Origin of the sequence: Streptomyces sp. WZ.A104 (assembly GCF_002382885.1) — a bacterium.
In the GTDB taxonomy this organism is placed as follows: Bacteria; Actinomycetota; Actinomycetes; order Streptomycetales; family Streptomycetaceae; genus Streptomyces.
This window is the reverse complement of record NZ_NWVL01000025.1, coordinates 1-19,190: the sequence shown is the minus strand read 5'-3', so window position 1 is coordinate 19,190 and position 19,190 is coordinate 1. Positions and strand designations below refer to the sequence as shown.

The following is a 19,190-nucleotide window of genomic DNA, read 5'->3' as shown; positions in this document are numbered from 1 at the left end:
TCTGAGGGGTTATGGGGAAGCTGTCGCTGAGGGCTGTTCAGAAGCTGACGTGCAAGAAGCGCGACGCCTGGTGGACGGTTCTCCTGGTCGACCCGGTCGCCACCCGCATGCTGATCGGGATGGCGAAGTTCAAGTTCATCACCCCGAACCGGGTCACCTGGGCGGCTCTCTTCGTGGGCCTCGGGTCCGCGTACTTCTTCCTCAAGGGCGACGCGTGGTCGCTGGCGATCGGGGCGGGCCTCTACCACCTGAGCTTCATCCTCGACTGCATCGACGGCAAGCTCGCCCGGCTCAAGGGCAACGGCACCGTCTTCGGCGGCTGGCTCGACTACGTCTTCGACCGCATCAGGGTCCTGTTCTGCGCGCTCGCCCTGATGGGCGGGCAGTACCTGCGCACGCACAACGAGCTCTACCTGCTGGCAGCCCTGGTCGTGGTCTTCCTCGACATGCTCCGGTACGTCGACGCCCTGCAGATCTACAAGATGCGCATGTCCATGCGCATGAAGATCGAGAAGGTCACGCTGGAACGCCAGCGGCTGGACGAGGAAGAGGCCGAGCGGGAAGCCCGCGCGGCCGCCCACCGCCCGGCCGAGCCCGAGCAGCCCAAGGTCGTCTTCATCGAGGACCTGCTCCGGGAGAACCCGGGCGTGGAGGCCGAGGTCCTCAAGCAGCAGACGGGCGAGGTCGTCGACCTGCACGCGCAGTTCCGGCACCGCTTCCCCTGGTACACCCGGTTCCGCCAGGCCCTGCTGCGCAGCCGCATCCGGCCGCATCTGATCAGCGGTATCGAATTCCAGATGTTCATCTTCATCGTCGCGCCGCTGATCAACCAGATCCTGTGGACGACGGCGATATCGGCCCTGGCCCTCGGAGCCTTCGAGCTCGTCATCATGTACAAGTTCTGGCTCTCCACGCGTGACTTCACCCGCCTCATGGAAGAGCTCGCCCCGACGCCGCCCACCGCGGGCACCATCGCCGAGCACCTGCACCGCGGCCGCCACCGCCGCGCCGCCGCCCTCGACGAGCCCGCGCGTCAGGAGACCCTGGCCCGGCAGTTCCCCCTGCCCGAGCAGGACGACGACCTGGGGTTCCAGCCCTACCCCCAGCCGTACCCGCAGCACGCGCAGGACATCGAGACCCAGCAGCTCAGGGCGCTGCCCTACTGGGTGGAAAACGAAGGATCCGTACGATGAGTTCCCCGGTTGACCCGTCCGCGTACACGGTCTCCGTGGTGGTCCCGGCCTACAACGCGAGCGCCACCCTCGGCCGGGCCCTGCGGTCCGCTCTCGCCCAGACGCATCGCAACGTCCAAGTGATCGTCGTCGACGACGCCTCGGCCGATGGAACGCTCACGGTGGCGAGGGAGTTCGCCGCCCAGGACCATCGTGTACAGATCATCGAGCGCCCGGAGAACAGCGGCGGGGTCGGCGCTCCCCGGAACGACGGCATCATGGCCGCCACCGGACAGTACGTCATGTTCCTCGACGCGGACGACGAGCTTCCGCTCAAGGGCTGCGAGGAACTGCTCGCCTCGGCGGTGGTCACCGGGTCGGACATCACCGCCGGCCGGACGCTGCGCGTCAACCTCAACACTGATGAGACCTCCGTCTGGCAGCCGCAGCTGTACGCCGCGCCACGCACCGTCGGCGGGCTGCGCGCCCTGCCCCAGCTCTTCGACGACCCGATCGCGGCGGGCAAGCTGTACCGGCTCGACTTCCTGCACAACAACGGCGTCCGCTTCCCCGAAGGCGTGTACTACGAGGACACCTACTTCTCGACGCTCGCCAACTACCGTGCCTCCTCGATCACCTTCATCACCGCGCCGGTCTACCGCTGGATGTGGGAACGGGACTCCTCGGCCCCCTCCATCACCAACCGACGGGGCGAGCTGCGCAGCATCCGGGACCGGGTCGCCGTCCACCAGTACACGGACGGGTTCCTGCGCCAGGTCGGCGAGCAGGAACTCCTGGCCCACAAGGTGGTGAAGTTCCTCTCCCACGACCTCCATCTGTACGCCCGGGAGCTCCGCTCCGGCGACGAGCGCTACCGCAAGGCCTTCGCGGGCATCGTGGCGCCCTATCTGCGCTCCCTCGAACCCTCCGTCTACGAACTGTGCGGCGTGATGGAGCGGGTGAGGGCCTTCTGCCTCATCCACGAGCGGGTGGACCTCGCGCTGTCCGTCTCGGACTACAGCCAGCGGCGCAGCGTGCTCAGCTCGGACCTGGTCGAGCGGGACGGCCGCGTCTACTGGTCGGAATCGCTCCTGCACTTCCCGCAGGCGGAGCGCTTCCTCGACGTCACCGACCTCGAACTCACCGGCAAACCCCTGGGCGACGCCCGGCTCTTCAACCAGGCGACGGAACTGGAGATCAGGGACGGTGAGCTCCACCTCTCCGGATTCATCCTGAACCAGTTCGGAAGGTTCTCCGCCGACGGAAAGGTCGAGCTCAAGGCCGTCCTGCGGCTGCGCAGCACCAAACGCGACCACGTCTTCCCCGTCAACGCGATCGAGATCGACGACCACCGGGTCCACTACCAGTCCGTGCTCGACCTCGCATCCAGCATCGGAGCGGCCGACGACGACGGAGTATGGAACCTCTTCGTCCAGGTGCGCCACGCCGGAGAACGCGCCACCACGACCGTCGCCGTCCACGGCATCGACATCACCCGCGACCGCTACCAGGCGCCCTCGGGCCCGGTCGAGATGTACGAGACCGTCAGCGGCAACGTCGCCCTGCGGCCGGAGACCCGGGAGCGCACCCAGCAGGACACCCGCCGGGGCACCCCCTGGCACTGGTGGCAGGGGAACGAGGAGCCCCCGCCCCTGCCCGCCCTGCACTCCTACCGGGCGGCGGTCGTCGTCCACTGCCACAACGACGAGCACCACCTGTACGAGTTCCTGCACTCGCTGGCCGCCCAGTCCCTGTTCGCCGAGACCCAGGTCATCTTCGCGGACGACGGTTCCACCGACCGCACGGCCGAACTGCTGGACAACTTCGCGGCCTACTACCGCAACGCGAGCGTGCTGCGGCTCCCGGCCCGGGGCGCCGCCCTCGCGTACGACCAGGGGCTGGCCCAGGTCACCGCGCCCTACGTGCTGTTCGCGCGGGGCCGGGACATCCTGGGGGCCGACTGTCTGAGGCAGCTCACCGAATCGGCGGACAAACACGACATCGACGTGGTGATCGGTAACTACGACACCTTCCCCGGGCCCCGGCGCAACGCCGACGAGCCGTGGAAGAGGTACTTCGGCAAGGGTGCGCGCGGGGTGACCGACCTGGTCAGGAAGGCCCCCCACATGGTCTTCTCGACCGACCTCGGCAACAAGCTCTTCCGTGTCTCGCTGCTGCGCGGCCAGGGGCTCAGAGCGGCGGACGGCGGCCCCTTCGCCGACGTCTGGCTGAGCCTGGTGGCCGTGCTGGCCGCACGTTCCTTCAGCCTGGTGGACCGCTACGTCTACTTCGACCGCGACCCCGCCCGTAACGACTCGCTCTTCGACGTCGACTGGAACGACCCGGCCAAGGTCCGCCGGCGGTTGCGGCTGAACCGCTTCCTGCTGGACTTCGGCGACCTGATCGAGGCGCCCTCGGCCCGGCTGATCCACCGGTTCGTGGTGCGCTCGTACCAGCCTTATCTGCGCAACTTCCACCGGATCATGAACCGATCCGAGATCGCGGAGGTCTTCGACGAACTCTGCGCCGTCTACGCCCGCCTGCCCGAGGACCTGCTGCTCCAGTACGTCGTCCACCCGGTGTCCCGGGTGCAGCACCACGCCGTTCGGACCAGGAACTTCGAGCTCTTCTGCGATCCGCTGGGCGGCGCGGACTACGAGCCCAGGGTCCGGCTGGACGAACAGGGCATGTACCGGCAGCTGGCCGCCGACCCGGTGGCCTCCCGGCTGCTGCGGGTGGAACGGCAGCGCGGCGTGCTCGAAAGCATCCGGTACCGCGACGGCGAGCTGCAGTTCGAGGGCGTGATGACGCTGACCGGCGTGGACATCGCCCAGCTCCTCACGAACCGCTTCGAGCTGGTCTGCACGGACGGGAACCGGTCCGTGGCCATCGAGGCGGAGCAGGTCTACCGCCGCGACCGCTGGCGCGTCCGCAAGGAGCGCGACTGGTACGGCGGCTGGCGCGCCTCCGCCGACCCCTCGGTCCTCGCTCCGCTCTCCGGACGCGACCTGACGGTCTCACTACGCTTCCACGACGGTGAGCGCCACACGGACGCTCCCGTCGCCGCCCGGCTGATGCTCCACCGTTTCAAGGGCATGCGCCGCATCGGCAGCGACCGGCTGTGGCTCGGTGTCCGTGCGGACGACTCCGTGGTGTTCCGGTACTTCACCGGTGCCGGGCAGAAGCTGCGCGGCCGGATCTGGCACCTGCTGCGCCAGACCCGCGCCGCGCTGCCCGGCCGCCCCGGCTGGCGGACCCGGCTGGCGTACCTGCTGAGCTATCCCCGGCTGCACCGCAAGGACATCTGGATCATCGGCGAGCGGGCCGACACGGCTCAGGACAACGCCTACCACCTGTTCCGCTGGATCAGGGAGAACCACCCGCGCCGCAAGGTCTACTACGCGATCAACGGCGACGCCAAGGACCGCGCCAAGGTCGCTCCGTACGGGCGCGTGCTGGACCGGACGTCCCGCAAGTACCGCGTCTATCTGCTGCACGCCAAACGGCTCATCAACCCCTATGACCTGGAGGCCTACCTCGGCTTCCCCGAGCTCAGCAAGAGCTCCTTCCTGCGCGGCTACGGCGACCTGCTCAACTACCGCAGGGTCTTCCTCCAGCACGGGGTCACCTACAACGACGTGGCGCCCTCGGTCCATCACCAGGTCACCAGCGTGGACCTGCTGCTGACGGTCGGTCAGGCCGAGCGGTCGTACTTCGCCGAGCACTGCGGATACGGCTACGCGCGCGTCGCGGCGGCCGGATTCCCCCGGTTCGACGCGCTGAAGCCGGTGCGCTCCGAGCGCCCGAGAATCCTGCTGATGCCCACCTGGCGGCGGGACATCGTGGCGCCCTCGTACGACAAGGCGGCCAAGGCGAAGATACCGTTCGCCGCCTCGGAGTACTTCCGGTTCTTCTCCACCCTGCTGCGCGACGAACGCCTGCTGTCCGTGCTGGAACAGTGCGGTGTGGACCTGGAGTTCATGCCGCACTACGAGATCCGCCCCTATCTGCACCACTTCCGCATCGACCACCCCTCCGTCACGGTCACCGGCGATGGTCGGGACGTCCAACTGGCCATGCGCGAATGCTCGTTGCTGGTAACCGACTACTCCTCGGTCTTCTTCGACGTCGCGTACATGGGCACGCCCATCGTGTACACGCCGTTCGACGAGGAGGACTTCTACGGCAACCACTACAAGCGCGGCTACTACGAGTTCGAGCGGGACGGATTCGGCCCCGTCTGCCGTGACGTCGACTCCACCGTCCGGGAGATCATCGACACGGTGCGCCGCAACTTCACCGTCGAGCCCCAGTACCGGGCCAGGGTGGACGCGTTCTTCGGGCGCCGGGACACCAGCAACTCGGAGCGGGTCTTCCGTGCCATCGAGGGACTCGAATCGGCCGTGGAGAGCAGCCGGGCGACCGACGCACCGGCGACGTCACGGTCGATGCCCGGCATCGGACCGGACGGCGGGACGGGGTTCCGCGAGCCGGACCGGCACCGGGAGTGGGCGTAGTGCCGCGCCGTCCGCGCACCCTGTTCCTCGCCGGTGATTCCAGCGTCACGAGCCGGCCGCGCAGCCTTGCGCCCATGGCCGGCTGGGGTCAGGCGCTCCCGCTCTTCCTCAGGGGCGTCAGCGTGATCAACTGCGCTCGGGCCGGGGCCAGTTCGCGGAGCTTCGTCGAGCGGGGCAGGCTGGCGTGGATTCTGCGGGAGGCTCGCCCGGGCGATCTTCTGCTGGTCTCGTTCGGTCTCATCGACATGAAGCGCTGCGCCGGGCGCTTCACGGAGCCGTTCACCGACTTCCAGCACTACCTCCGACGCTGCGTCGACGGCGCACGGGACCGCGGGGCACATCCCGTGCTGGTCACCAGCCAGGAGCGCGGGGTCTTCGACGCGCAGGGCAATCTGAGGCGGCTGCTCGGCCTGTACCCGCTGGCGATGAAGGAGATCGCGGAGACGGACTCCGTACCGCTGATCGACCTCAACGAGTGGAGCGTCCGACGGTGGCGGCGGGCGGGGCCGCACGGCACCCGGCGGATCTTCCTGCACCTGGAGCCGGGGGAGCATCCCAATTTTCCCGAGGGCGTGGCCGACCACACCCACCTCCGGGCGTCCGGAGCGATCGAGTGCGCCCGGTTCGTGGCCGGTGAACTCCAGGACCGCGCCATGCTGGAGCCCGACCACTTCACCCGCGTGGAACGCCCTGACGTCCTTGAGGACAGCGTCGCCTGGCTGGAGGACCACGACTTCGACGAGCTCACCCGCACCCGGACCCTGGAGGTGGTCATATGAACGACTGGCATCCGCTGGCACGCATTCAGGTCGCTCACCCCGAACGCACGGCGGTGTCGGCCGTACTGGAACTGCACGCCGATGCGGACCCCGCGCTCGCGGTCGTCCCCGGCCAGGAGATCTGCCTGCACCTTCAGGTGACCCCGGCGGGCGGGCCCTACCGGGCGTACGGCTACCTCTTCGACGACATCGTGGCGGAGCACGCCACGATGACGAACCTCCAGGGCCTCGGCCACCTCCCCAACGGGCGGTTCGCGACCTACGCCCGGGGCAACGAGCCCCGCGCCGTGACCGCTGTCCTCAAGGTCTCCGACGACGCTCCCGAAGGCGCGGTCCTGCTGCCCAAGGTGTGCGTCGGGGTGATGTCGTACGCCGGTGAGAAGCTGGTGTCCTCCGCGCAGATCACCGACGCCGGATTCCGGGTGCGGCGCGCGTGGCTCCCGGGCCGCAACATCACGATTCCGCCCGGGGGCCGGGCGGTCATCGGCGTCGACCGGGAGGTGGCCGAGGCGGGCCTTCGGGTGGTGGGCGTGGGGCTTCCCCAGTACGGCGGCGTCAGCGCGCTGCCCGACGGCAGCATCACGTACACCGGTGTGCCCGGAGCCACCGGCTACGACCGGTTCTCCGTCTGCTACGAAAACGCCGCCGGGACGCGCAACTGGTCCGAGGTGACCGTGTACGCCGGGGACGACGTGGGCCTGACTCCCGGTCTGTTCCCCGGAGTCCACACGGGATGAACCGGCGACGGCTACTGGCGGCCGGGGCGGCGGCCTGGGTGTTGGGCGGGTGCCGCTCCCCGGACGGCCCGGCGGCCGACGACGCCCGGGGGCCGTCCGCCGGAGCCTCCCGTCCGCCGGAACCGCCGCGGAGGCCGACCGTCCCGCTGCCCCCGGGGGTGACCTACGCGGAGCACACCGTGCGGATGTCCGGGGGCCCGGTGCGCCACCAGGTCCTGACGATCGCCCGCTCGGCGCCGGTGCGGGTGAGCCCGGTACACGGCGACCGGCTCGACTCCGCGCGGACCGTACGGTCCATGGCCCGCGACGCCGGGGCGGTCGCGGCCGTCAACGGGTCCTTCTTCGACATCCGTACGAGCGCGGTCTTCAGCGGCTACGACGGAGACCCGCTCGGGCTCCTGATGGAGAACGGAACCCTGCTCAGCGAGGCCGCGAACGGGCGTACCGCCCTGGTGCTCGGTGTGCGGGGCGCGGGCCCGCGCATCGTCGAAGCGCGGTCCGTGACCCGGGTGACGGCTGCGGACGGCACGAGCCGACCGGTCGACGGCGTCAACCGGGTGCCGGGGCGGATCGTCGGGTGCGGCGGCACCGGAGGAGACGTCCTGCGGCGTACGGGGCGCGCCATGACCCGTCCCGTGCACAACCAGCTGTGCACGGACAGCGGGGAGCTGGTCCTTTTCACGTCCCACTGGGGCCCCGCCACCGCCACGGGCGGGGACGAGGTGGTGGAAGCCGTCCTGGCCGCCGACGGCCGGGTCCTCGACCTGCGTCGCTCCGCCGGACCTGTGCCCGCCCACGGCCGCGTCCTGCAAGGCATCGGGGAGGGTGCGGCATGGCTGCGTCGGCACGCCGCCGGCTCCGCCGTCCTGACCCTCGCCTCGGAGGTCTTCGACGAGACGGGGCGCCGCATCCCGGGGGAGGGGGCGGGGATGCTCGGGGCGGGCCCCCGGCTGCTGCGGGGCGGCGCGACCGACATCAACATCGAGGCCAACGGAGTCGCGGCGACGGCCCTGCGGCAGCGCCACCCCCGCACCCTGGCGGGGGTCGCCGAGGACGGCACACTGCTGCTGGTCACCGTCGACGGCCGCGAGCCCGGCGGCAGCGTCGGGGCGACCTTCGACGAGGCGGCGGAGCTGATGCGCTCGCTGGGCGCCCACGACGCGATGAACCTCGACGGCGGGGGCTCCACCACCATGATCGTGAACGGTCGCCTCCGGAACCGCCCCCGGTCGGGCGAAGGCGCGGAGGTAGGGGAGCGCGCGGTCGCCGATGCCCTCGTCGTCGTACCCCTGTGAACTCCGGAACGGCCCCGGCGGCACACGCAAGGGAACGGCCCGGCACACCACGTGGGTGCCGGGCCGTTCACCTGCCGTGCGTACTACGCGGGCACGCTCGCCACACCCTGCTCCAGGAACGGCTTGCCGTTCACCCGCTGGGAGACGCCCTCGCGGTCCAGGTACGGCGTGATGCCGCCCAGGTGGAAGGGCCAGCCGGCGCCGGTGATCAGACACAGGTCGATGTCCTGGGCCTCGGCGACGACGCCCTCGTCCAGCATCAGGCCGATCTCCTGCGCCACCGCGTCGAGCACGCGGTCGCGGGTCTGCTCCTCGGTGAGGACGGTGTCGCCCTGCTTGAGGAGGGCGGCGACCTCGGGGTCGAGGACCGGCGCTCCGGAGTCGTAGACGTAGAAGCCGCGCTTGCCCGCCTTGACGACCGCCGCGAGGTTCTCGGAGACCGTGAAGCGCTCCGGGAAGGCGCGGTTCAGGGTCTCGGAGACGTGCAGGCCGATGGCCGGGCCGACCAGCTCCAGGAGCACCAGCGGGGACATCGGCAGGCCGAGCGGCTCGACGGCCTTCTCCGCGACCTCGACCGGGGTGCCCTCGTCGATGACGTTCTGGATCTCGCCCATGAAGCGGGTGAGGATGCGGTTGACGACGAACGCCGGGGCGTCCTTCACCAGGACCGCGGTCTTCTTCAGCTTGCGGGCCACGCCGAACGCCGTCGCCAGTGAGGCGTCGTCGGTCTGCTCACCGCGCACGATCTCCAGCAGCGGGAGGATCGCGACCGGGTTGAAGAAGTGGAAGCCGACGACCCGCTCGGGGTTCTTCAGCTTCGACGCCATCTCCGTCACCGAGAGCGAGGAGGTGTTGGTGGCGAGGATCGCGTGCGCCGGGGCGACCGCCTCGACCTCCGCGAACACCTGCTGCTTGACGCCGATCTCCTCGAAGACGGCCTCGATGATGAAGTCCGCGTCCGCGAAGCCCTCGGCCTTGTCGAGGACACCGGAGACCAGGCCCTTGAGGCGGTTGGCCTTGTCCTGGTTGATGCGGCCCTTGCCGAGCAGCTTCTCGATCTCGGCGTGGACGTAGCCCACACCCTTGTCGACGCGCTCCTGGTCGATGTCCGTGAGGACGACCGGGACCTCCAGGCGGCGCAGGAACAGCAGCGCCAGCTGGCTGGCCATCAGACCGGCGCCGACGACGCCGACCTTGGTGACCGGGCGGGCCAGGTTCTTGTCCGGGGCGCCGGCCGGGCGCTTGGCGCGCTTCTGGACCAGGTTGAAGGCGTAGATGCCGCTGCGCAGCTCACCGCCCATGATCAGGTCCGCCAGCGCCTGGTCCTCGGCGTCGAAGCCGGCGCTCAGGTCGCCGTCCTTGGCCGCCGCGATGATGTCCAGCGCCCGGTACGCCGCCGGGGCCGCGCCGTGCACCTTGGAGTCCGCGATGGCCCGGCCGCGGGCGACGGCCTGGTCCCAGGCCTCACCGCGGTCGATCTCCGCGCGCTGAGGCGTGACTGAGCCCTTGAGCACGTTCGCGGTCCACACGAGCGACTGCTCCAGGAAGTCCGCACCCTCGAACAGCGCGTCCGCGATGCCGAGTTCGAAGACCTGCTTGCCCTTGAGCTGACGGTTCTGGTTCAGCGAGTTCTCGATGATCACCGAGACCGCGCGGTCGGCGCCGATCAGGTTCGGGAGCAGCGCGCAGCCGCCCCAGCCGGGGACCAGACCGAGGAAGACCTCGGGCAGCGAGAACGCCGGGAGCGCCTTGGAGACGGTGCGGTAGGTGCAGTGCAGACCGACCTCGACACCGCCGCCCATGGCCGCGCCGTTGTAGTACGCGAAGGTGGGGACAGCGAGGCCGGCCAGGCGGCGGAAGACGTCGTGGCCGCCCTTGCCGATGGCCAGCGCGTCCTCGTGACGGCTCAGCAGCTCGACGCCCTTGAGGTCGGCGCCGACCGCGAAGATGAACGGCTTGCCGGTGATGCCGACACCGGTGATGGTGCCCTCGGACGCCTCCTTCTCGACCTGGTCGATCGCGGCGTCCAGGTTCGCCAGCGACTGCGGTCCGAAGGTGGTCGGCTTGGTGTGGTCCAGGCCGTTGTCCAGCGTGATGAGCGCGAACCGCCCGGCGCCGTACGGCAGATCCAGGTGGCGTACGTGCGCCTGGGTGACGACCTCGCCGGGGAACAGCTCGGCCGCACCCTTCAGAAGCTCAGTGGTGGAGCTCACTTGTTGCCTCCGTCAGCGTTGAAGTGCGGGTTCTCCCAGACGACCGTGGCGCCCATGCCGAAGCCGACGCACATCGTCGTCAGGCCGTAGCGGACCTCGGGGTGCTCCTCGAACTGCCGGGCCAGCTGCGTCATGAGCCGGACACCGGAGGAGGCCAGCGGGTGGCCGTACGCGATGGCGCCGCCGTACTGGTTGACGCGGGCGTCGTCGTCGGCGATGCCGTAGTGCTCCAGGAAGGCGAGCACCTGCACGGCGAAGGCCTCGTTGATCTCGAAGAGACCGATGTCGTCGATGGTCAGGCCCGCCTGGGCCAGCGCCTTCTCCGTGGCCGGGATCGGGCCGTAGCCCATGACCTCCGGCTCGACGCCCGCGAAGGCGTAGGAGACCAGGCGCATCTTGACCGGGAGGCCCAGCTCGACTGCGACGTCCTCGGCGGCGAGCAGCGAGGCGGTGGCGCCGTCGTTGAGCCCCGCGGCGTTACCGGCCGTCACGCGACCGTGGGCGCGGAAGGGGGTCTTCAGGCCCGCGAGGGACTCCATCGTGGTGCCCGGGCGCATCGGCTCGTCGGCGGTGACCAGGCCCCAGCCCGTCTCGCCCGCCTCGGCGTTGGTGCGGCGCACCGACACGGGCACCAGGTCCTGCTGGATCTTGCCGTTGGCGTACGCCTTGGCGGCCTTCTCCTGCGAGCGCACCGCGTAGGCGTCGGCGCGCTCCTTGGTGATCGTGGGGTAGCGGTCGTGCAGGTTCTCCGCCGTCATGCCCATGAACAGGGCGGACTCGTCGACCAGCTTCTCCGACACGAAGCGCGGGTTCGGGTCGACGCCCTCGCCCATCGGGTGGCGGCCCATGTGCTCGACGCCACCGGCCACGACGACGTCGTACGCGCCGAAGGCGATGGAACCGGCCGTCGAGGTGACGGCGGTCAGCGCGCCCGCGCACATGCGGTCGATCGAGTAGCCCGGGACGGACTGCGGCAGACCGGCCAGGATTCCGGCGGTACGGCCCAGCGTGAGGCCCTGGTCGCCGATCTGCGTGGTCGCGGCGATGGCGACCTCGTCGATCTTCTTGGGGTCCAGGTCCGGGTTGCGGCGCAGCAGCTCCCGGATGGCCTTCACGACGAGGTCGTCGGCGCGGGTCTCGTGGTAGATGCCCTTGGGGCCCGCTTTGCCGAACGGGGTGCGGACGCCGTCGACGAAGACGACGTCCCGGATGGTACGAGGCACGGTGGCTCTCCTCCAGGGTGCGGGATGGCACTGCTGCGGGGCACGCCACGGGGCGCGCCGCCTGCCCATCATGCTACTTGCGGGTAACCAGACTGCCCACCCCCCACGGCCGGAGCGTCGAAGGTCACACCGGGACGGCGGCCGGTGCGGTGCCTCGCGGGCACCTCCGCGGCCCATCGGGACCAGCGGTTCGAGGCGGAGGCCCAGCGCGCGCCGCGGCACCGCGAAGATTCGGTCGCTCCCGTGCGAGTCGATCACCCGAGCGCCTCCGGCCGTCGGCAGGAGCGCCGACAACCTGGCGTGATTTCGCTCCTTCGCGACGAACATCCGCACCGCCGACGCATACGCTGCGTCGCCGTCCGCCTCCGTATTGTCGACCAGTCCGGCTCCGTCGCCTCCTCGCCGACCAGGAACCGCTGCACGCTGCTCCGGATCGTGAGGTGCGGCAGCGCTCCGGTCTCCCGGTCCGGGTCGCCCAGCTCCGTACGATCCCGCCGCGCGGCCTCGAACACGCGTATCCAGTCGCCGTACGCCGGGGTGTCCACGCCCGCCCCCGCGACCGCCGTGGTTCAGCCCCTGCGGTTCCTGCCGCGTTCCGGCCGGAGAAGTGAAACACCCCCCGGCCGACGGCCGGGGGGTGTACGGGAGCGCGTGTGTACGGGATCAGGCGCCGGGGTCCAGAGCCCGGAGCAGCAGGGGTGCGACCTGCTGGATCTGCCAGTTCCGCGCCCCGTATCCGGCGAGGGTGTCCTCGACGGCGCTCGGGGTGGGGTTCGCCGGGGGCTCCCAGCAGACCCGGCGCACGGTGTCCGGGGTGATCAGGTTCTCCTGGGGCATGCGGAGGCGCTCGGCCAGCTCCGAGACGGCGGTGCGGGCGGCCGAGAGCCGGGCGGCGGCGGCCGGGTCCTTGTCGGCCCAGGAGCGCGGGGGCGGCGGCCCGGCGGGCTGCTGGCCGGGCTGCGGGAGCTCCGACTCCGGCAGCGCCCTGGCCCGGTCCACGGCGGCCTGCCACTGCTCCAGCTGGCGGCGGCCCATGCGGTGGCCGAATCCCGGCAGCGCGGTCAGGGCCTGCACATTGACCGGCAGCGCGAGCGCGGCCTCGACGATCGCCGCGTCGCCGAGGACTTTGCCCGGCGAGACGTCGCGGCGCTGGGCGACCTGGTCACGGGTGGTCCACAGCTCGCGGACGACCGCCATCTGGCGGCGGCGGCGCACCTTGTGCATGCCCGAGGTCCGGCGCCAGGGGTCCTTGCGGGGCGGGGCCGGCGGCGCGGACGCGATGGCGTCGAACTCCTCCCGGGCCCACTCCAGCTTGCCCTGTCGCTCCAACTCCTTCTCCAGCGCGTCGCGCAGGTCGATCAGGAGCTCCACGTCGAGCGCGGCGTAGCGCAGCCAGGGCTCGGGCAGCGGACGGGTGGACCAGTCGACCGCGGAGTGGCCCTTCTCCAGGGCGTAACCGAGGACGTTCTCCACCATCGCCCCGAGGCCGACGCGCGGGAAGCCCGCGAGCCGTCCGGCAAGCTCGGTGTCGAACAGCGAGGTGGGGGTCATGCCTATGTCCCGCAGGCACGGCAGGTCCTGGGTAGCCGCGTGCAGGATCCACTCGGTGTCGCTCAGTGCGGAACCGAGGCCCGAGAGGTCGGGGCAGCCGACCGGGTCGACCAGTGCGCTGCCCGCGCCCTCGCGGCGCAGCTGTACGAGATAGGCGCGCTGGCCGTAGCGGTACCCCGAAGCGCGTTCGGCGTCGACGGCCACCGGGCCGGTGCCCGCGGCGAAGGCGGCGATCACCTGGGCGAGGGCGTCGTCGGACGTCACCACCGGGGGAATGCCCTCGCGCGGTTCGAGCAAGGGGATCGGCGCCGGGGCGACGTCGTCCGGGGGAGCGCCCCCGGTGGTTCGCAGTGAAGTGTCTGCTGCGGTCTCTTGGGCGTCGGTCACGCCTCAAGGGTATAGGTGTATACGCGCCACCCGTCGACGGAACGTTCCGTCGACGGGTGGCCATGCGCATATTCCAGCCGGGGGCGCATCGGAGCACGTCCCGGCGGGGTGGGGTCAGTGGATGATGCCCGTGCGCAGGGCCACGGCGACCATGCCGGCGCGGTCTCCGGTGCCCAGCTTGCGGGCGATCCGGGCGAGGTGGGACTTGACGGTCAGGGCGGAGAGGCCCATCGAGACGCCGATGGCCTTGTTGGACTGGCCCTCGGCGACCAGGCGGAGCACCTCCACTTCGCGGCCGGACAGTTCGCGGTAGCCGCCCGGGTGGCTCGGGGATCCGGGGGGCCTGCGGTGCATCCGGGCCGCGTTGGCGCCGATGGGGGCGACGCCGGGGCGGGTGGGGTGGCCGATGTTGGTTCGGGTGCCGGTGACGACGTAGCCCTTCACGCCACCCGCGAGGGCGTTGCGAACGGCGCCGATGTCGTCGGCGGCGGAGAGGGCGAGACCGTTCGGCCAGCCTGCGGCTCGGGTCTCGGAAAGCAGGGTCAGCCCGGAACCGTCGGGCAGGTGGACGTCGGCAATGCAGATGTCGCGCGGGTTGCCGACGCGGGGGCGTGCCTCCGCGATGGACGACGCCTCGATGACGTCACGTACTCCGAGGGCCCACAGATGGCGGGTGACGGTGGAACGGACGCGCGGGTCGGCCACGACGACCATGGCCGTCGGCTTGTTCGGGCGGTAGGCGACCAGGCTTGCGGGCTGCTCAAGGAGAACGGACACCAGGCCTCCTGGGGGGAGTGGCGGGACGGGCCGGCTCAGGGGATGAAGCCGGGGGCGAAACCGTGCTTGAAGGGTCATTGACCTCTTCGGCAGCGGACCCGTCCTCCTTTAGGGGAAGATCACGATTTGGTGAGTAACAATTCGGGCAAATAGGACGCGCGATCGATTGTACGAAAAGAGAGCCGGTGCTGTGCGATACGAGTGACGGAGCGTTACGAACACCAGGGCGAAGCGGGTAGCCGGGATGACGAAACGCTACGAAACCTGTGGCCCGCGCCGCTGCGGCAGCGTCACCACCGCCGCGTCCGCCGGGTCGGACGGCGGCAGGCCCGCGATCTGACACAGCAGATCACCCCAGGCCATCAGGTGCGCCGCCGCGTCCGGTACCCCGCCGCGCCCCTCCCGGGGCGTCCACGAGGCCCGGATCTCGATCTGCGTCGCCGGACGGCGCGCGGACAGCGCACCGAAGTAGTGCGATCCGGCGCGCGTCACCGTCCCGCCGGCCTCCCCGTAAGACAGCCCCCGCGCGTCCAGCGCACCCGTGAGCCAGGTCCAGCACACCTCCGGAAGCAGCGGGTCCGCCGCCATCTCCGGCTCCAGCTCCGCCCGCACCAGCGTCACCAGCCGGAAGGCCCCCTGCCAGGCGTCGTGCCCCGCCGGATCGTGCAGCAGCACCAGCCTGCCGTCCGCGAGATCGTCCTCCCCGTCCACCACCGCCGCCTCCAGGGCATACGCGTGCGGCGCCAGGCGCTGGGGCGGCCTGGTCGGCTCCACCTCCAGCTCCGGGCGCAGCCGCGCGGAGCGCAGTGCGTCGACCGCCGCGCGGAACGCGGGCGGCACGGAAGGCCCCTCCGCGCGCTCCTTGCCGTCAACGCCATCGGAATGATCGGAAAATTGTCCCTGAGCCGGAGCCATGCCGGGAAGAGTAAAGGGAAGGCGGGCCTCGTGCAGGGAGAGACACCCGTGCGGGGCCGGGCTCCTTCGCCGTGCGTGCGAAGATTCTGTGCGTGAGTGCCAACGACAGCCCTTCGGGCCAGCAGACGACGACCTCCGCCAGCCACGACGCGGGCCGCGCGGCCACCCACGACTCCGCGTTCCTCAAGGCCTGCCGGCGCGAACCCGTGCCCCACACGCCGGTCTGGTTCATGCGCCAGGCGGGGCGCTCGCTGCCCGAGTACCTGAAGGTCCGCGAGGGCATCGCGATGCTCGACTCCTGCATGATGCCGGAGCTGGTCACCGAGATCACGCTCCAGCCCGTACGCCGCCACAAGGTCGACGCCGCGATCTACTTCAGCGACATCGTCGTGCCGCTGAAGGCCATCGGCATCGACCTCGACATCAAGCCCGGAGTCGGCCCCGTCATCGCCGAGCCGATCCGCACCCGCGCCGACCTCGCCCGGCTGCGCGACCTCACCCCCGAGGACGTCCCGTACGTCACCGAGGCCATCGGGATGCTCACCGCCGAACTGGGCGCCACCCCGCTCATCGGCTTCGCCGGGGCCCCCTTCACCCTCGCCAGCTACCTCGTCGAGGGCGGCCCCTCGCGCAGCCACGAGCGCACCAAGGCCATGATGTACGGCGACCCGCAGCTCTGGGCCGACCTCGTCGACCGGCTCGCCGAGATCACCGGCGCCTTCCTCAAGGTCCAGATCGAGGCGGGCGCCTCGGCCGTCCAGCTCTTCGACTCCTGGGTCGGGGCCCTGGCCCCCGCCGACTACCGCCGCTCGGTGCTCCCCGCCTCCGCGAAGGTCTTCGACGCCGTCGCCTCCTACGGCGTCCCCCGCATCCACTTCGGCGTCGGCACCGGCGAACTCCTCGGCCTGATGGGCGAGGCCGGGGCGGACGTCGTCGGCGTCGACTGGCGGGTCCCGCTGGACGAGGCCGCGCGCCGCGTCGGTCCCGGCAAGGCGCTCCAGGGCAACCTCGACCCGGCGGTGCTCTTCGCGCCCACCCCGGCGGTCGAGGCCAAGACCCGCGAGGTGCTGGACCGGGCCGCCGGGCTTGAAGGGCACATCTTCAACCTGGGCCACGGCGTCATGCCGTCCATGGACCCGGACGCGCTCACCCGGCTCGTGCAGTACGTGCACGAGCAGACCGCACGCTGACACCGAGGGGCGCGGGGGCCTCGTCAGCTCCCCGCACCGCCGCCACCGTCTTGCGGGCCGCCACCAGCACCGGGTCCCACACCGGTGAGAACGGCGGGGCGTAGCCCAGGTCGAGCGCGGTCATCTGCTCCACCGTCATCCCGGCCGTCAGCGCCACCGCCGCCACGTCCACGCGCTTCGCCGACCCCTCGCGCCCGACGATCTGCACCCCGAGCAGCCGTCCCGTACGGTGCTCCGCGATCATCTTCACCGTCATCGGCTTCGCCCCCGGGTAGTAACCCGCCCGCTGCGTCGACTCGATGGTCGCCGTGACATAGCGCAGCCCGACCGCGCGGGCGTCCTTCTCGCGCAGCCCGGTCCGGGCGATCTCCAGATCGCAGACCTTGCTCACCGCCGTACCGACCACGCCCGGGAACGTGCCGTAGCCGCCCCCGGCGTTGGAGCCGATCACCTGGCCGTGCTTGTTGGCGTGGGTGCCCAGCGCGATGTGGCGGGTGCGGCCCGCCACCAGGTCCAGGACCTCCACGCAGTCGCCGCCCGCCCAGATGTTCTCGTGGCCCACGACCCGCATCGACAGATCGGTGAGCAGTCCGCCGTGCGGTCCGACGGGGAGGCCCGCCTCCTGCGCGAGCGCCGTCTCCGGTTCGACTCCGATGCCGAGGACCACCACGTCCGCCGGATACGTCCGCGCGTCCGTCGCCACCTCGCTCACCCGGCCGTCGGGACCCGTGAGAATGCCGGTGACCGCCGCCCCGTTGACCGTGGAGATGCCCAGGCCGTCCATCGCCTCGTGGACGAGCCGCCCCATGTCCGGGTCGAGCGTGGCCATCGGCTGCTCGCCCCGGTTGAGGACGGTCACCTCGAAGCCCCGCTTGAGCATCGCCTCGGCCATCTCGACGCCGATGTACCCGGCGCCCACCACGACCGCCCGCCGCCCCGTGCCGGAACCCAGGGCGTCCAGCGAGTCCAGGAGAGCCTGCCCGTCGTCCAGGGTCTGCACCCCGTGCACCCCGGGCGCGTCCATACCGGGCAGCTCCGGGCGCACCGGACGGGCCCCGGTGGCGATCACCAGCTTGTCGAAGCCCGTCCAGTACGTCGTCCCGCTCTCCCGGTCCAGCGCCCTCACCCGGCGCCCCGCCACGTCGAGCTGTGTCACCTCGGTCCGCATCCGCAGATCGATGTCCCGCTCCCGGTGCTCCTCGGGGGTACGGGCGATCAGGTCCTCGCGCCGCTCCACGTCACCGCTCACCCAGTACGGGATGCCGCAGGCGGAGTACGAGGTGAAGTGGCCGCGCTCGAAGGCGACGATCTCCAGTGCGTCCGGCCCCTTCAGCCTGCGGGCCTGCGACGCGGCGGACATGCCCGCCGCGTCACCCCCGATGACCACCAGTCGCTCCGCTGTCATACCGGGCCCCTTTCGCCGAGTTCCGCCGCGTCAGGGGCCACGCTACGGCGATCAGGGCGCCGGGGTGCCCTCCGCCTCCGGTCGGGGCGCTGCCGGGACCCCGCGGGCGGCCCGCCGGGCGCGCAGCACCCGCCAGACCACCAGCGCCAGGGCCGCGGTGATCAGGAACGGGAACGTGGCCCCGAACGCCACCGCGATCCACCGGAGCATCGTCACGAACGCGTCCCAGCCGCCGCCCAGCGCGTCCAGGAAGCCCGGGTCCCCCTTCTCCCCGTCGTCGCCCGGGGCGTCCGGCGGTGTCAGGTCCAGGGTGATCGTCGCCAGCGAGGTGCGGTCCTTCAGGCTCGCCTGCTGGGCGAGCAGCGACTCCAGGTCGGACTGACGGCTGCTCAGCTCGCCCTCCAGGGCCACCACGTCGCTGATCCTCTCCGCCTTGTCCATCAGCTCCCGCACCCGGGCCACGCTCGCCCGCTGCGTGGCGATCCGGCTCTCCACGTCGACCACCTGGTCGGTGACGTCCTTCGCTTCGGAGGTGCGCGACAGCAGCTTCCCGGAACCGGCGAGGGTGCGCAGCACCTCCTGGAACCGGTCCTGCGGCACCCGCAGCACCAGATGCGAGGTCTCGTACGTGTCGTCCATCCGCTCGGTGTTCTCCGTCGCCACCAGGCCACCGGCGCCCTCCGCCGCGCTGCGGGCGGCGGCGACGGCCTTCGGCACGTTCCTCACCTCGACGGAGAGCGTGGCCGTACGGATCACGTGGGTGGCCGCGGCCCCGGGCTTCGGGGCCTTCTTCCCGGCCGCCTTGCCGTCCGCCGGTGCTTCCGACGCCATGGCCCCGTCCTCGGCGCCCGACCCCGCCTGCTCGTCGGACAGGTTCTCCCGTCCCGCGTACTCGCTGTCCGCCGTCTTCGCGCTGCTGTCCGAGGCGTCGCCCGCCCCGCAGCCGCCGACGGCGAGCAGCGCGCCGAGCACCCCGGCCAGGAGCGCCGCCCGGCCCCGGCCGTACGGCCGCCGGGCGCGCGGCGCGGC

12 protein-coding genes and 1 pseudogene are annotated in these 19,190 nt (G+C 71.2%); 6 read left to right on the top strand and 7 right to left on the bottom strand.

Annotated features, from left to right (window positions below; all coding sequences use genetic code 11):
* The first annotated feature begins 11 nt into the window (after nucleotides 1–11).
* The 5 genes from CIB93_RS15625 to CIB93_RS15605 are packed head-to-tail and all read left to right on the top strand — an operon-like array spanning nucleotide 12 to nucleotide 8,500.
* Nucleotides 12–1,193, top strand: a complete 1,182-nt coding sequence (locus CIB93_RS15625; protein WP_096627435.1) for a CDP-alcohol phosphatidyltransferase family protein — start codon at nucleotides 12–14, stop codon at nucleotides 1,191–1,193.
* A complete protein-coding gene (locus CIB93_RS15620) occupies nucleotides 1,190–5,689 on the top strand; it encodes a glycosyltransferase (RefSeq protein ID WP_096627434.1) in 4,500 nt (1,499 codons plus the stop codon). Before CIB93_RS15625 ends, CIB93_RS15620 begins: the two co-directional genes overlap by 4 nt.
* Nucleotides 5,680–6,468 (top strand): rhamnogalacturonan acetylesterase, encoded by a 789-nt coding sequence (locus CIB93_RS15615; protein ID WP_306454820.1) that lies wholly within the window; start codon nucleotides 5,680–5,682, stop codon nucleotides 6,466–6,468. Before CIB93_RS15620 ends, CIB93_RS15615 begins: the two co-directional genes overlap by 10 nt.
* Complete coding sequence (locus CIB93_RS15610) at nucleotides 6,465–7,205, top strand: Ig-like domain-containing protein (RefSeq protein ID WP_096627433.1); 741 nt, start codon at nucleotides 6,465–6,467, stop codon at nucleotides 7,203–7,205. The genes CIB93_RS15615 and CIB93_RS15610 overlap by 4 nt, the downstream gene beginning before the upstream one ends.
* A complete protein-coding gene (locus CIB93_RS15605; RefSeq protein ID WP_257002211.1) occupies nucleotides 7,202–8,500 on the top strand; it encodes a phosphodiester glycosidase family protein in 1,299 nt (432 codons plus the stop codon). The genes CIB93_RS15610 and CIB93_RS15605 overlap by 4 nt, the downstream gene beginning before the upstream one ends.
* Before the next feature lie 83 nt (nucleotides 8,501–8,583).
* Here the strand turns inward: CIB93_RS15605 and CIB93_RS15600 are convergent, their stop codons facing one another.
* The 5 genes from CIB93_RS15600 to CIB93_RS15580 form a co-directional block, all read right to left on the bottom strand.
* Nucleotides 8,584–10,713: a 3-hydroxyacyl-CoA dehydrogenase NAD-binding domain-containing protein gene (locus CIB93_RS15600; protein ID WP_096627432.1), complete on the bottom strand. Its 2,130-nt coding sequence runs from the start codon at nucleotides 10,711–10,713 to the stop codon at nucleotides 8,584–8,586.
* Nucleotides 10,710–11,936, bottom strand: coding sequence for an acetyl-CoA C-acyltransferase (locus CIB93_RS15595; protein ID WP_096627431.1), 1,227 nt, complete (start codon nucleotides 11,934–11,936; stop codon nucleotides 10,710–10,712). The genes CIB93_RS15600 and CIB93_RS15595 overlap by 4 nt, the downstream gene beginning before the upstream one ends.
* Before the next feature lie 663 nt (nucleotides 11,937–12,599).
* Nucleotides 12,600–13,874, bottom strand: coding sequence for a ribonuclease D (locus CIB93_RS15590; RefSeq protein ID WP_096627430.1), 1,275 nt, complete (start codon nucleotides 13,872–13,874; stop codon nucleotides 12,600–12,602).
* Between the two features lie 114 nt (nucleotides 13,875–13,988).
* Complete coding sequence (locus CIB93_RS15585) at nucleotides 13,989–14,651, bottom strand: response regulator transcription factor (protein ID WP_003965521.1); 663 nt, start codon at nucleotides 14,649–14,651, stop codon at nucleotides 13,989–13,991.
* A 255-nt stretch (nucleotides 14,652–14,906) separates the two neighbouring features.
* On the bottom strand, nucleotides 14,907–15,566 hold the full coding sequence (locus CIB93_RS15580; protein ID WP_096627429.1) for a DUF3000 domain-containing protein: 660 nt from the start codon (nucleotides 15,564–15,566) through the stop codon (nucleotides 14,907–14,909).
* Between the two features lie 92 nt (nucleotides 15,567–15,658).
* Between CIB93_RS15580 and hemE the strand changes: the two genes are divergently transcribed.
* On the top strand, nucleotides 15,659–16,756 hold the full coding sequence (gene hemE, locus CIB93_RS15575) for a uroporphyrinogen decarboxylase (RefSeq protein WP_096627490.1): 1,098 nt from the start codon (nucleotides 15,659–15,661) through the stop codon (nucleotides 16,754–16,756).
* 25 nt (nucleotides 16,757–16,781) lie between these two features.
* Here hemE and CIB93_RS15570 read toward each other — a convergent pair.
* Both CIB93_RS15570 and CIB93_RS15565 read right to left on the bottom strand, forming a co-directional pair.
* A pseudogene (locus CIB93_RS15570) lies at nucleotides 16,782–18,161 on the bottom strand (FAD-dependent oxidoreductase); the annotation flags it as partial.
* Nucleotides 18,162–18,212: 51 nt separating this feature from the next.
* A partial coding sequence (locus CIB93_RS15565; RefSeq protein ID WP_373558759.1) for a DUF4349 domain-containing protein occupies nucleotides 18,213–19,190 on the bottom strand: 978 nt, incomplete at its 5' end.